The 14,230-nt window shown below is 55.4% G+C and carries 10 protein-coding genes; 1 reads left to right on the plus strand and 9 read right to left on the minus strand.

Translation table 11 applies throughout. From position 1 onward, the window contains the following. Positions 1–34 precede the first annotated feature (34 nt). Entirely contained in the window at positions 35–2,104 is a 2,070-nt protein-coding gene (locus GNT65_RS16900) for a DNA topoisomerase III (RefSeq protein WP_160798351.1), read from the minus strand. A 151-nt stretch (positions 2,105–2,255) separates the two neighbouring features. Between GNT65_RS16900 and GNT65_RS16905 the strand changes: the two genes are divergently transcribed. Beyond that, the gene (locus GNT65_RS16905) at positions 2,256–2,531 is read left to right on the plus strand and encodes a hypothetical protein (RefSeq protein ID WP_160798353.1); all 276 of its coding nucleotides are present in this window, start codon (positions 2,256–2,258) and stop codon (positions 2,529–2,531) included. 101 nt (positions 2,532–2,632) lie between these two features. On the opposite strand, the gene GNT65_RS16910 is transcribed toward GNT65_RS16905, so the two are convergent. The 8 genes from GNT65_RS16910 to GNT65_RS16945 form a co-directional block, all read right to left on the minus strand. Then, positions 2,633–4,750: a methyl-accepting chemotaxis protein gene (locus tag GNT65_RS16910; RefSeq protein ID WP_160798355.1), complete on the minus strand. Its 2,118-nt coding sequence runs from the start codon at positions 4,748–4,750 to the stop codon at positions 2,633–2,635. Positions 4,751–4,955: 205 nt separating this feature from the next. Next, the gene (gene purF, locus GNT65_RS16915; protein WP_160798357.1) at positions 4,956–6,470 is read right to left on the minus strand and encodes an amidophosphoribosyltransferase; all 1,515 of its coding nucleotides are present in this window, start codon (positions 6,468–6,470) and stop codon (positions 4,956–4,958) included. Positions 6,471–6,558: 88 nt separating this feature from the next. Next, on the minus strand, positions 6,559–7,047 hold the full coding sequence (locus tag GNT65_RS16920) for a CvpA family protein (protein WP_160798359.1): 489 nt from the start codon (positions 7,045–7,047) through the stop codon (positions 6,559–6,561). Between the two features lie 204 nt (positions 7,048–7,251). After that, a complete protein-coding gene (gene dedD / locus GNT65_RS16925; protein ID WP_160798361.1) occupies positions 7,252–7,914 on the minus strand; it encodes a cell division protein DedD in 663 nt (220 codons plus the stop codon). Then, on the minus strand, positions 7,915–9,222 hold the full coding sequence (gene folC / locus GNT65_RS16930) for a bifunctional tetrahydrofolate synthase/dihydrofolate synthase (protein ID WP_160798363.1): 1,308 nt from the start codon (positions 9,220–9,222) through the stop codon (positions 7,915–7,917). A gap of 70 nt (positions 9,223–9,292) precedes the next feature. After that, positions 9,293–10,078, minus strand: coding sequence for a tRNA pseudouridine(38-40) synthase TruA (gene truA / locus GNT65_RS16935; RefSeq protein WP_160798365.1), 786 nt, complete (start codon positions 10,076–10,078; stop codon positions 9,293–9,295). A gap of 207 nt (positions 10,079–10,285) precedes the next feature. Next, positions 10,286–13,012 carry a FimV/HubP family polar landmark protein gene (locus tag GNT65_RS16940; RefSeq protein WP_160798367.1) on the minus strand — a complete coding sequence of 909 codons (2,727 nt, stop codon included), beginning with the start codon at positions 13,010–13,012 and terminating at the stop codon, positions 10,286–10,288. Between the two features lie 200 nt (positions 13,013–13,212). After that, on the minus strand, positions 13,213–14,229 hold the full coding sequence (locus tag GNT65_RS16945; protein ID WP_160798376.1) for an aspartate-semialdehyde dehydrogenase: 1,017 nt from the start codon (positions 14,227–14,229) through the stop codon (positions 13,213–13,215). Position 14,230 lies beyond the last annotated feature (1 nt).

The raw sequence follows: 14,230 nt of genomic DNA on the forward strand, positions 1-14,230 counted from the left end.
TCAAAGGGCCCGAGCCGTATCTGTATCTATGCGCTCAGGCCCTTGCCTTAGCCGCGCGCGATTTTCCCTTGGTAGCGCTAGCATTAACACTGCCCTTGGCGGCTCTACCTGTACCCTTTGCTGTACCCTTTGCTGTACCTTTCGCCGCGCTGCCCCTCTTGCCTTTGGCACCTGTCGCCCCGCCGCGTCGATTGCCATAGCCACCCTTCTTAAACGAACGCTTAGGCGCCTCGACCCCCTGCAAGGCCTTGGGCAGCTGGGCACCGGCCTGCATGATAAGCCCATTGAGCGAGTCGATAAGCGGCGTCATGAAGCTCAGATACTTGGCCTCCTTACGGCTGATGGCATCTAAGTGACTCTCCCACAAGGCAGTCATATCCGGCGTGGTGGCTGATTCGGGCAGGCTATTGATGAGGCCGCGACCGACCGGGGTCGAGACGATAGACTTCCCCTGGCGCGCCAGAAAGCCGCGCTTGAACAGCAGCTCGATGATCCCGGCGCGGGTCGCCTCTGTCCCCAGGCCATCGGTCTCTTTGAGGATCTTACGGATCTCTGGGTTGGTCACATAGCGACTGATCCCCGTCATGGCGCTCAGTAAGGTCGCATCGGTAAAGGCCTTGGGGGGCTGGGTCTGCTTCTCGATGAGCTCCCCCTGGCCAGAGTGCAGCATCTGCCCCTTATGCAGCGGCGGCAGCTGGGCCAACGCCTCTTCGCCCTCGCCGTCTGTCTTGTCATCGACCCGCTTGGGGAACAGTTGCTTCCAACCTGGAGCGATCTCCTGCTTGGCCTTGGTATGAAAATGGCCGCCGGCGATCTCTACCTCGACCCGGGTCTCATGGTAACGATAGACGGGATAAAACTGCGCCAGATACTGACGGGCCAGTTGCAGATAGATCTGCCTCTCTGCCTGGCTCAGGGCGCTCAAGTTGGCCCCCTTCTCGGTGGGCACTATGGCGTGGTGGGCATCTACCTTGGCATCGTTCCAGGCCCTGGAGATTATCTTAGGATCTGGCGCGGCGCACTGAGCCGTAAGCTCACTCGCTCCTTTTTGCACGGCATCTATCACCCTAGGCGCCAGGGCCAGCTGCTCCTTGGGCAGGTAGCGGCTATCGGAGCGCGGATAGGTGATCAGCTTATGTTTTTCATACAGGGACTGACAGGTATCGAGCACCGCCTTGGCACTCATGCCGTATCGTTTCGCCGCATCGATCTGCAGTGACGACAGGTTATAGGGCAAGGGTTGCCCCTGCTGCTTATCTTTAGCCTGCAGATCCGTCACCTTGGCAGCTTGCTCTGTGATCCGCCCCACCACGTTTTCCGCCAGACGGCGCGACAGTACCCGCCCCTCCTCATCCATATAGGGCTGACAGGCGTCGCTGGGCTGCCACTTGGCCTTGAAATGCGCCTGATCTTGGGTGTACAGGTTGGCCAGCACCTCATAGAAAGGCTTACTGACAAAATTTTCAATGGTCTCATCTCGGCGCACCACTAGGCCCAACAGGGGCGTCTGCACCCGACCGACGGAGAGCACCCCCTGATAGCCTACCTTGCGCCCCTGTAACGTATAGGCGCGGGTCATGTTCATGCCATAGAGCCAGTCGGCGCGGGAGCGCGCCAAGGCCGAGGTCGACAGGGGAATAAACTCGCGATTGCTACGCAGCTGGCCCAGAGCACGCTTCACCGCCTGGGGGTTGAGGTCACTCACCAGCAGGCGCTGGGTCTGCTCTAACTTGTCGCCCTTGACGCCCAGATAGGCGATCACCTCATCCACCAACAGCTGACCTTCACGATCGGGATCGCCGGCATTCACCAACTGACTGGCCTGCTTGACCAGTTTTCTCAGTACGCCGAGCTGAGCCCGAGTCTTGCTCTTGGGGGTCATCTTCCACTGCTGCGGCACTATCGGCAGGTGGTCGAACGACCAAGACTTGAAGGCGGGATCATAGCTGTCGGGCTCGGCCTGCTCCAGCAGATGCCCTATGCACCAGGAGACGGTATCGCCATTGGCCGCCGTGATATAGCCCTCGCCCTTCTTGTGGGGCTTAGGTAACACATCGGCGATTGCTCGCCCGAGACTGGGCTTCTCTGCTATGTATAGGATCATGCTGACATCAATTACTGTATAAATTAACAGTAACTTTAAACCACTCCCGGCCTTGGCGCAAATATGAAAGGCGATCTCATGCTTACGTGTAAATTTAGTTGAGAATCATTCTCATTAAAGGCTAATCTAAGGGCAATCCACGGAGGCAACTATGCACACACGACTCAAGACCCCTTACCGACCCGAGCGGGCGCTGCTCTATGCCATGCTGATGACCGCCGCCCTGCTTCTACTCTTAATCCCCCCCGCGATGACGGCATTGAGCCTAGATCCCATGGTGCTATTCAGCCTACTCCTGTTACTGAGCTGCGCGGCCTCCTTGCTCGCCATTAGCCCCAGTGGCAAGCTTCGTCGTCAGGCCCTTGGACTCATCTTCGGCCTCTGGATCTTGGTGTGGGTAAGCCAGGGGTTACTCTTACCCCTCTAATCTAAAACTTGTTTTTGCCGCGCCGGTGACATTCGATGCGACTGGCATCTGGCCACAAAAAAGCGCCTCCAAGGAGACGCCCAATCACTATGCCAAGACTGTTAAGTTTTTAATTTGCCCAGCTGCTGGTGTTGCTGCTCCACCAGCGCCGCCAGGCTGGCACTGCTCTGCTGGGCCTCATCGGCGAGTCTCGCCAGTTCGGAGGCGGAATCTGAGATCCCCGTGATGTTACGATTGACCTCCTCGGTCACGGCACTCTGCTCCTCGGCGGCGGTGGCAATATGGGTCACCTGACCGGACACCTCCTGGATCTGACTTACTATGGTGTTGAGTGAACTCAGGGCAGATTCCGTCTGCGCCACGGCGCGTTGGGCGCCGTCCACCCCTTGGTCGATGATCTGCGAGGCGCTGCCAACCTCCTGCTGTAGTGATTCGATCAACCTGCCAATCTCATCGGTCGAGCTCTGGGTCTTGGACGCAAGCGCCCTCACCTCGTCGGCAACCACGGCAAAGCCCCGGCCTTGCTCGCCGGCCCGCGCGGCCTCGATGGCGGCATTTAGGGCCAGCAAATTGGTCTGCTCGGCGATGGCGCTAATCACCTCTAGGATCTGGCTGATGTTGGTGCTGCTTTCCGCCACCTTGCCCACGGCTTCCTTGGCGAGCAGGGACTCCTGTGACATGTGGGTCACATAGCCCATGGCCTGACTCAGGCTGTCTTCACCGGCCTTGACGTTGAGGGTCATCGCCTCGGTCTCCGACGCGGTCTGCTCCGAGGCCTTGGCCACCTCGAGGGCGGTGGCACTCATCTGATTCACAGCGGTCACCACACTCTCGATATCACTGTACTGACGATTGACGCTGTCATGGGTCTGCTGGGCGATCCCCGCCGCCACCTGACTCTCGGCCTGTGAGCGGGACGCCAACTCCTTGAGCTCACCGATCAGCAGTCGCAGCTTAGTGATAAAGCCATTGATGCCGCCGCCAAGGGCGATCAGCTCGGCGTGGGATTCTACGGTAACCTGTTGGGTCAGATCCCCCTCGGCACTGGCGAGGTTTTCCACCCGGCTCTGGATCACCTTAAGCGGCGCGATAATTGAGCGGATCACCAGACTAATGGTAACCACGGCGATCACCGACACGATAATGCCCACGATCAACAGCAGGCTCCCCAGGGAACTGGCCATGGCCGACATCGCCTCATCCATGGCGTTGGCCGCCTGATAGGCATCGGCCTTGGCTACCTCAATGACCAGCGACCACTGGGCCTTGGCAAGTGGGATCTCGATAGGATAGGCGACTATGATATTGGCACCCTGCTCCAGGTAACCGCCCTGGCGATGCAGCCCGGTCAACTGACTGGCGAGTGACGGGGCGATAGACTCCCCTAGTGGCCGCGCCTTCTTATCATAGTGGCTGGCTGCTACCACCAACCCCTTCTGGCTCAGCAGGGTCACCTTGGCCTTGCCCTGATACAGGCTGGCCGAGAGTTCGTCGATCAGCTTCTGAAACACAGGCAGGTTAACATCCACACCTATCACGCCGCGAAAGCTGCCCCCCACCACCACTGGCACAGTCAATGAAGTCATCAGGGCATTATTGCCGGGCGTGATCTCATACAGATAGGGCTCCATCAGGCAGGGCCGCATGGTGTCCATGGCACACAGGTACCACTCGGCCTCGCGCACGCCAAACTCCTTTAGGGTGGCATCATATTTCTCGCTGGCATCATCCACCGTCTGATGCTCGACGCTGCCATCGTCGCCGCGGGTGTAATAGATCTCCAGGGTGCCCACCTCAGGCACGCTATGGCTGCTCATCTGGGTATACTCATCGTCGCGGCCATCATAGCCATTAGGCTCGAACTGAGCATACATGGAGGATAGCTGACCGTTCTTTCGCAGTACGCCCGCCACCGCCTCCTCGACCCCTTCTCGGGATAGCGGTTGCGTAGCCGCGCTCTGCTCCATCATACCGGCAAAAGAAAATGGGATTCGATAGGCCTCGTTGATGAAGCCTGCTACCCGCTCACCATACTCACCGGCCCGGGCGCTGAGGCGCTGGCGAGTCTCATCGTGAAGCGCGTTTTGCACCTGGCCTGCCAGCTGGGCATTTTTATCGCTGAGTGACCACCAGAGGCTGAAAGAGAGAATGGCGACGATAATCAAGAACAGCGCAGAGGTGATCCAAAGCAACTTAGTACTGATGGGCAAGTGTTTCATTTATCACTCCTCGAGGTGGCGGGCAAAAGCGAAGCAAGGTCAATAATTAAACATAGCACTAAAGCATTAAATCACCATGCTATCAGGTATTTAATTGCGCTCGCATGGGAAGATATGTAGCAAAATGCCCCATAAAAAAACCGACCACCCACATAAAAAAACCGACCACTAGGGGTCGGTTTTTAACTGACGCATTCGCTATCCCTTAGGGATGACAGACGTTATGCAGCTCCAAGTTAGTGCCGATATCTTTGATACGATTGGCCTTGGCATCGTCGTTACGCAGCTGGGTCAGGTGATCCAGATAGGCCTGATCCACATCGTTGGTAATATAGTTACCGTCGAATACCGAGGTCTCGAAGCGCTTGATATCAGGGTTCTGCTGACGCACGGCTTCGATCAAGTCTTCCAGGTCCTGGAAGATGATGCCGTCGGCACCGATCAACTTGTTGATCTCTTCCGCATCACGCCCATGGGCAATCAGCTCGCTCGAGGTCGGCATGTCGATACCATAGACGTTAGGGAAGCGGATCTCTGGGGCTGCCGAGGCAAAGTAAACCTTCTTGGCACCGGCTTCACGGGCCATCTCGATGATCTGCTCAGAGGTAGTACCACGTACGATAGAGTCATCCACCAGCAGCACGTTCTTGCCCTTAAACTCGGCATTGATGGCGTTAAGCTTGCGGCGAACCGACTTCTTACGCTCCTGCTGGCCCGGCATGATGAAGGTACGACCGATATAACGGTTCTTCACGAAGCCCTGGCGGTATGGCAGATCCAGGTTACGGGCGATCTCCAGCGCGATATCGCATGAGGTCTCAGGAATCGGGATCACCACGTCGATATCGTGATCTTCCCACTCCTTCTTGATCTTCTCACCCAGCATGGTGCCCATGTTCACGCGGCTACCGTAGACAGACACCTTGTCGATGGTCGAGTCTGGGCGGGCAAAATATACATATTCGAAGATACAAGGCGAATAGGTTGGCGACTGGGCGCACTGACGGGTGTAGAGCTGACCATCTAAGGAGATATAGATGGCTTCGCCTGGGGCAACATCGCGTACCGTCTCGAAGCCCACGGCGTCAAGCGCCACGCTCTCGGAGGCCACCATATATTCGGTGCCCTGCGCTGTCTCGTTCTTACCCAGTACCAGTGGACGAATACCGTATGGATCGCGAAATGCCACCAGGCCCTGACCGATGATCATCGCCGCTACCGCGTAGGCACCACGAGTCAGGTCATGCACCTTAGTGACCGCCTCAAACACCTCATCGGCTGTGAGGAACTGGCTCTGTGTGTGTTGCAGCTCATCGGCCAACAGGTTGAGCAGGACTTCTGAATCTGAGGTGGTGTTAACGTGACGACGTTGCTTCACCAGACGCTCGTGCAGCTCGACCGTGTTGGTCAGGTTGCCGTTGTGGGCCAGAGAGATCCCGAAGGGAGAGTTAACATAGAAAGGTTGCGCCTCAGACGCACTCGAGCTACCCGCAGTTGGGTAACGCACGTGACCTATGCCGGCCGAGCCCTGCAGACGCTGCATATGCTTAGGTTCAAATACGTCTTTTACCAGACCATTGGCCTTACGCAATCTAAACGCATTGCCATCAACGGTGACAATGCCCGCGGCATCCTGGCCACGATGCTGTAGCACTGTGAGTGCATCATAGATTGTCTGATTAACCGATGTTCGGCCAACTATTCCGACGATACCACACATGGGTAGGTTTCCTCATTTTAAGATGTTCTGATAATTATTATTTGCGGCCATTAACCTCTGGCTATGGCACGACTATGCTTACGCATTTTTATATTTTAGGTACAAAGCTTGAGGTGTTTTCCACGTAGTCGAAGAACCACTGGATAACCACGCCAAATTCGGGAACCAGCTGTGAACTGGCCCACCAGTCTGTCTTGGGCGCCCCGGTAAAGGCATCCAAGAAAAAGAGTATCGCACTGACGATGAGTGCACCGCGCAGGGCGCCGAAACAGAGCCCCAGCACTCTGTCTGTGCCAGACAGGCCGGTTTTGGCCACCAATTGGCCGATAAGATAGTTAACCAGGGCACCGAGAATAAGGGTAGAGATAAACAGGATGGCGATGGCGATGCCATTGCGCACTATTTCATCTTTCATCTGGGTCAGGTAGACGGCGAGATCTTCATAAAATTGACTCGCCACGAAGAAGGCGGCAAACCAGACCACGAGTGACATAGCTTCTTTGACGAAACCACGAAGCAGACTAATTAAAGTCGAAATTGCGATGACCGCAATAATGGCATAATCGATCCAAACCATTGAATAAGGTGATCCAGCATTAGCATTAAGACGGCGGGATTTTACCAGAGACTGAAGACATTCTCACCCCCTAGCCTGATTTAAAAGTGATTTAGTTTATCCGCAATTACGGACACTGAATTCTGATCTAACGCCATTCGAACCAGACCCCATAAACAGAAACGCCCAGGACAAAGGCCTGGGCGTCGGGTCAAAAGAGGAGGATCAGAGCAGCGGATTATAGTCGACCACAGCCGACTTAAGACCGGTAAACTTGTCCAGCTTGGTCTGCAGCTTCTGCAGCTTGGTCTTGGAAATATCCGGGCCAACAAACACCTTAGTCAGCTGTCCATCCACCGGCTTCTTCGGCACCGTATAGGCACGGTAGCCCTTGTCTCTCAGACGCTTGACCAGAGCGTTAACATTGTTTGCATTCTTAAAGCTGCCAAGCTGCAGAGTATAGGCCGAGCTAGCTGTCACTGGCTTAGACTCAGTTCTCTTAGGCTCAGCTTTCTTAGCGTCGCTGTTTATGACTAGGCTCTTATTAGGGGCGCTCTTAACCTCAGTTTGAGCACCTTGCGGCTTATCCTGGTGCTCGGCAGAGGTTTCGCCGGCGGTATCAGCTTGCGCCGTCATCTGTTGGTCGAACTGGGCCTGCTGCTCACTCAGGTCGATGGCCGCTATGGTGCCTTGCTCTTCGAGATGGGACTCCCCCTGGGGTCGCAGAGGGATCTCGGCAAACTGCTCTTCCTGATGTTGCTTCTTACCATCTAAGATATCGGGCAAAAAGATCACCCCCAGGGCCACCAAGACAATGATGCCGACCAGACGGTTTTGAAACTGGCTCGATACCTTCTCTTGTTTAACTTCTACTTCATCCACCTGCATTTAACTAAGGTCCAATTGCTTAAACTCTGCCACAGTGTAAAAGGAGCCAAACACAATTACCACATCGGATTGGCCAATCTCTGGCTTTAACGCCTGATAAGCCTGCTCGACCGAGGCAAACCCATGGGCAGGCTTGTCGCCGCTCAGATAGGTGAGCAGATCTTGCGCCTTGGCGCTGCGCTCACAATTAAGATCCGCCAGATACCAGGCATGCACCCTATCATCTAACAGGCTAAGCACGGCGCGGCAATCCTTATCTTTCAACATGCCGCACAGGGCGAAGATTCGCCTGCCTTCATAGGCTCTTAGACGATCGGCCAGATAACTCGCAGCATGGGGGTTGTGGGCCACATCCAAGATGATCTTAGGCTCCTCGCTGACCACCTCCAGACGACCAGCTAACTTGGCCTCTCTCAACCCTGCATCGATAAAGCCGCGGTTCTCCCCCGTCATAAACCACTGCGGCGCAAGCTGCTGCACCACGGCCAGGGCGGTGGCCGCATTAGCCAAGGGCAAAGTCGGCAGCGGCAAGCCTTCTATTGAGAGCTTAGGCAGTGAGAATTGGGACACAGAGGGTTGAGGCACCGCACCTAGGGTAAAGCACCACTCAGCCTCGCTCGCCTGATAGCTAAACTCGTGATTAACCCGTAGGGCCTGGGCGCCGGTAGACTCGGCATACTCGACTACGCTTGCGGGCAAGTCAGGTTCACCAATCACCACGGGACGCCCCGCTCGCATGATCCCTGCCTTCTCGCGACCCACCAGCTCTCGAGTGTCGCCCAGGTATTCCTGATGGTCGATATCGATGGCGGTGATCACCGCGATATCGGCATCGATAATATTGGTGGCATCCAGGCGTCCGCCTAGCCCCACCTCGAGTAGCACGAGATCCAGCTTCGCCAGCTTAAATAGGTAGAGCCCGGCAAGGGTGGCGTATTCGAAGAAGGTCAACGAGATATTGCCGCGCGCAGCATCTATGGCGCAAAACGCCTCGATAAGCGCCTCATCGCTGGCATCGACACCATCGATGCGTACCCGCTCATTATATTTGAGCATATGGGGCGAGCTGTAGACACCTACGCGCTGACCCGCCTGAAGCATGATGGCTTCTATCATGGCGCAGGTCGTTCCCTTGCCATTGGTGCCCGCCACGGTCACCACCTTGGTGCCCTCGAGGCTGTCTAGCCCCATGGTCTCGGCAACAGCCGCGACGCGGCCAAGGCCCATATCTATCTCAGTGGGATGGATAACCATCAGGTGCGTCAGCCAATCGTCTAGACTAGATTGTGCGTTGGGTACAGGCGTCATATCAGAATCTTTCTAACTCTATGTTATTCAATATCGTATTAGGAACGTATTCGGTTTTTGCGGTTCGGCATTAATCCAGCATAAACAGCGGCCCCAGGGCCAGTTTAGGCAAGGCATAATGCTCGGGATAGGTCACATCCACCAGATAGAGACCGTTAGGCTTAGCCGTCGCCGCCGCCTGAGTACGATCCTTTAGCGCCAGCAGATCTTTAATCCAGCTCACGGGTTGGCGGCCATAGCCCACCTCGAGCAGTGAGCCGACGATATTACGCACCATGTGATGCAAGAAGGCGTTCGCCTTGATGTCGACACAGATATACATGCCCTGACGGGTCACATTGACCTCGTGGACGCAGCGAAACGGGGTGTTCGACTGACACTGAATGGCGCGAAAGCTCGTGAAGTCCTGCTCGCCCAGCAGATACTGAGCCGCCTCATGCATCTTGGTCTCATCTATCTGCCCCGGATAGTGGCTCACCCCAGAGCGGAGGATCCCAGGTCTGAACTGGTGGTTATAGATCATGTAGCGATAACGGCGGGCGGTGGCGGTGAAACGGGCGTGAAACTCATCATCCACATCCTTGGCCCAGCGCACGGCGATATCGTCTGGCAGGTTGACATTGACCCCTAGGGTCCAGGCACTCTCCTTACGCACGGCATTGGTCTCGAAATGCACCACCTGCCCGGTGGCATGCACACCTGCGTCGGTACGACCGGCACATTGAATCGAAATAGGTTCGTTGGCAACGAAAGATAGGGCTCTCTCGAGCTGGGCTTGTACCGAGTCTACCTCGGCCTGACGTTGCCAGCCAAAATAACGGCTGCCATCATATTCGATACCTAATGCTACGCGCATGAAATACCTGTCCTCATGTTTGATTACTCATGTTTTATAAAGATGTACGCTAGGCGGCGGATTCTAGCACAAGCTCGGTATGAACTGGATAGTTAACTGGCCCGATAATTGGCCATCCTCAATTTAACGGCATAAATAGAGAAGATGTTGGCTTGCCGCCATAAAAAAACGGCGCCTAAGCACCGTTTTTCAAATCGCTCATCTGGTTTAGAGTTCGTCTAGCAACTTCTTGGCTTCTTGCTGCTGACGCTCGTTGCCATCCAGCTCGACCTCTTTGAGCAGCGCCTTGGCACTGTCCATGTCATCAATTTCGATATAGGCGCGGGCCAGATCCAGCTTGGCGTTTACCGCATTCTCCTCGTCGTCTACATCTACCATGGCGGCGTTGCCCATCAGGTTATCGAGCTCACCCATGTCGACATCCAGTTCCTTATACTTGTCGACATCCAGTTGTTCCTCATCGGCCTCGTTAAGCAGCCTGTCGATATCGATAAAACCGTTATCCTGCTGGAAAGCGGTCAAGTCATGCTCGGCCACGGCTCTGTCGGGACGCTTATTCTCCGCTGCATCCAGCGCCGCCAAGGCCTCATCTACGGTAAGGTTATCGTCATCGTCTAGCTGTAACGAGATCCCCTCGTCATCATCCTCTGCTGGCGTATCTTCAACGCTAGGCGCTTCGTTGGTCAGAGCCGATTCCCACTCCAGCACGTTATCGCTGCTGCGCTTGTTGCCCTTTAGATCACCGAAGAAACCCGACTCCCCCTTTTCGACCTTAGGCTCTTCGGACTCTTCTACCGATTCGAGATCCGCCAGCAGGGCATCGAGATCCACCTCGCTATCGTCTTCAGCCTGCGCCTCTTCGACTTCTACTCCAGGCTTATCATCACCGAGATCAAACTCGAGCGGTGCATGGCCAGTCGATGGACGCTCTTCTTGATGCGCAGCCTCTAGTGCCGCGTCAAGCTCGGGCTCGGGCTCCTCTTCCTGGGTCTCTGCTTCAACTTGTGTATCGGACGCTTCATCCGCCGCCGCGTCAGCTTCAGACGCACTTGCCGGCACCTCAGCTTCGAATCCGGCGAGTAAGGCATCGAGATCGGCTTCCTCGACCTCGTCGCTATCCTCATCATCTAACTCTGCGGCGATCTGGCGGGCAACCTCTTCCGCTTGCTGCTCACTTTCCACCTCGGGAGCCTGAGCCGTTTCCGGTGCTGACTCGGCATCGAAACCGGCCAACAGGGCGTCGAGATCCGCGTCATCGACCGTCCCTTCATCGCCTTTTTCTTCAATCGCATCTTCGAGCTCGTGAGCTATCTCATCTGCCAGATCGTTTTCGTCGCTTTTATCTTCGGCGACTTGCGCTTCTTGAGGCTTCTCATCTTCAACTAGCACTTGGTCAGTGGCCGCGACATCGGCCTCCAGGCCTGGCTCGTCAACCGCTTCCTCTGTCTCGACCTTTACTTCTGAATCGGCGGGCAGGTCGAACTCTGCCAGCAAGGCATCCAAGTCTTCCTCTTTGGCTTCTTCTTCCGCTGTCTCCTGCTCGAACTCGGCGAGCAGTTCATCTAGATCTGTCTCGGAACCGGTACTCTCGCCCACCTCCGGCGCCGCCTCGACGCTTAGCTCCTCGACAGGCGTCTCTGCCGGCGTATCCAACTCTGCCAACAGACTGTCTAAATCATCTTCCTGTGTCGCCTGAGTCTCTTCCTGTTCCTGCTCGCCCATGGCCTCAGCCCAGAGGTCATCGAGAGATTGGCCTTCATCTTCAACCGGCGACATCACCTGCTCGTCACCCGAATCGACCACCATCTCGGCGGCTTCTTGGGGCAACTCTTCACTCAGATCCGCCTCAGGCTTTAGCTGAGTCTCGTCGACATTCATCAAGGAATCCAGCGAGTCAGCCTCTTCATCATTGTCCAGATGCACCGCCATCATCTCTTCGCTATCTTCAGGCGCTGGTGCAACCGGCTTGTCATCCATCGGTGGCGTCTGTGACTCACTCGACTCGACGGCCTCGTTCTTACTGTTGCGACGCTTGATGAACAGCCAAACCAATACGAGCAGCAATAGCGCGGGAATGGCCGCAGCCAGGCCTATATAGAGCGGGCTGCTCATCATGGTACGCCAGCTATCGTCCACCTCTTTCGGCTGTGCCGGCATTGTTGCGGCGGCTAACTGTTGACGTAGCTGCTCCAGCTCGCTGCTTAATTGAGCCTTCTGCTCTTTCTGTACCAGCAGTGCCTCTTCCAACTCGGCGATACGGGTATCTTGTTCATCTATCTTGGCCTGCAACATCTCACTGTCATTGTTGCCCAGGTTTAACTTGTCCTGCGCCCTGGCCAGCTCGTCGGTGAGCGACAGGTTCTTGGCTTGCTCCGCCTCGAGTTTCGCCGTTAGCTCCTCGATCTGATTCTGCTGCGCCGCGCTTGGCTTGTCTGTCTGAGCCGTGCTGGTTTGAACGGGCTCTGGTTGGCTCGCTTGTGCCTGACTAGCTTGTGGCTCTGGCGTCGTCGCTACCGACTTAGGCTTAGCTGCCGTCTGCGGCTTCTTACGCCAGCCTTTATCGTTATTTTCCGCCTGCTGTTTGGCCAGACTCTTAGGGATAGCCAACATCACCTCTTTAGAGGGGATCAATAGGATCATCCCCTTCTCTAGGCTGTTGTAGTTATCGCTGGTAAACGCATGGGGGTTAGCCTCGAAAATTGCCGCCATCACTTGGTAGATGGTTACACTCGCATCGGGACGCGACTTTTGCGCAATACTCCAGAAGGTATCGGACGCCGTGGTTGGACCGTATTGACGCAGCGTCTGGCGGCTTTCGCCATCTGGACCGGTGATATTGAGAGGTTCTGCGGCAGATAAAAGACCTGAAGTCGACGAGAGAACAAGCAGTGCGCTGGCCAGTAAACCAGCAAGATGCGATGTGCGAAAGTTCATCAATTCTTCCCTTTCAAGCGATGATGGACTGCCTTTTGGCAGCGTGCTTTAGGCAATTGTATTTATTGAGATTACTATAAACCAGATTTAGATGGCCTGCTACTGTTCACATTTCAAAAACAAGTGATAACACAAAAAAAGCCTGCAAACTGCAGGCTTTTTCTCCACTTATGCGCTACTTAGCCCATTAAGCATGATGATCAGTAGTAGTCTCTGATCAGGACTTCGGCGATCTGCACACTGTTGAGCGCCGCACCTTTCCTAATATTATCAGACACAACCCATAGATTGATGCCGTTGGGGTGAGAGATATCCTCGCGCACGCGACCCACATACACAGGGTCTGTTCCCGCCGCCTCGGTCACCACAGTTGGGTACTCTTCGTTTGACTCAAACAACTCGACACCCGGCGCGCCATGCAACACGGCCTTAACATCCTCTGCGCTCACCGGCTGCACGGTTTCGATATGAACAGCCTCCGAGTGACCATAGAATACCGGCACACGTACCGCAGTTGGATTAACCACTATCTGGTCGTCACCGAAGATCTTCTGGGTTTCCCACACCATCTTCATCTCTTCTTTGGTGTAGCCGTTATCCATAAACTTATCGATCTGTGGCAACACGTTAAAGGCGATCTGCTTTGGATAGGCCTTAGGCTCTACCGGCAGCCCCTGTAGCAACTTGGCACACTGATTAGCCAGTTCTTCGATCGCCTGCTTACCCGAGCCTGATACAGACTGGTAGGTCGCTACATTAATGCGAGAGATCCCAAAGGCATCATAGATAGGCTTAAGGGCAACCAACATCTGGATAGTTGAACAGTTAGGGTTGGCGATGATGTTGCGATTACGAAAATCGGCGATCGCCTGGGGATTCACCTCGGGAACCACAAGAGGAATGTCGATGTCATAGCGGAAATGTGAGGTGTTATCGATCACCACACAACCCTGTTCCGCCGCGATAGGCGCCCACTTGGCCGACACGTCACCGCCCGCCGAGAAGAAACCTAACTGCGCCTGAGACCAATCGAAGGTCTCCACGTCTAAAATTTCGACCTGTTTACCATGGAAAGTTACCGTGTCGCCCGCACTACGACTACTGGCCAGAGGATACAAGTTGGCAACGGGAAAGTTGCGCTCTTCGAGGATCTCAATCATTGTTTGACCCACGGCTCCCGATGCACCTAAAACGACGACGTTAAATTCCTGCGACATA

It is taken from the genome of Shewanella insulae (assembly GCF_009831655.1).
GTDB classification, from domain to species: Bacteria; Pseudomonadota; Gammaproteobacteria; order Enterobacterales; family Shewanellaceae; genus Shewanella; species Shewanella insulae.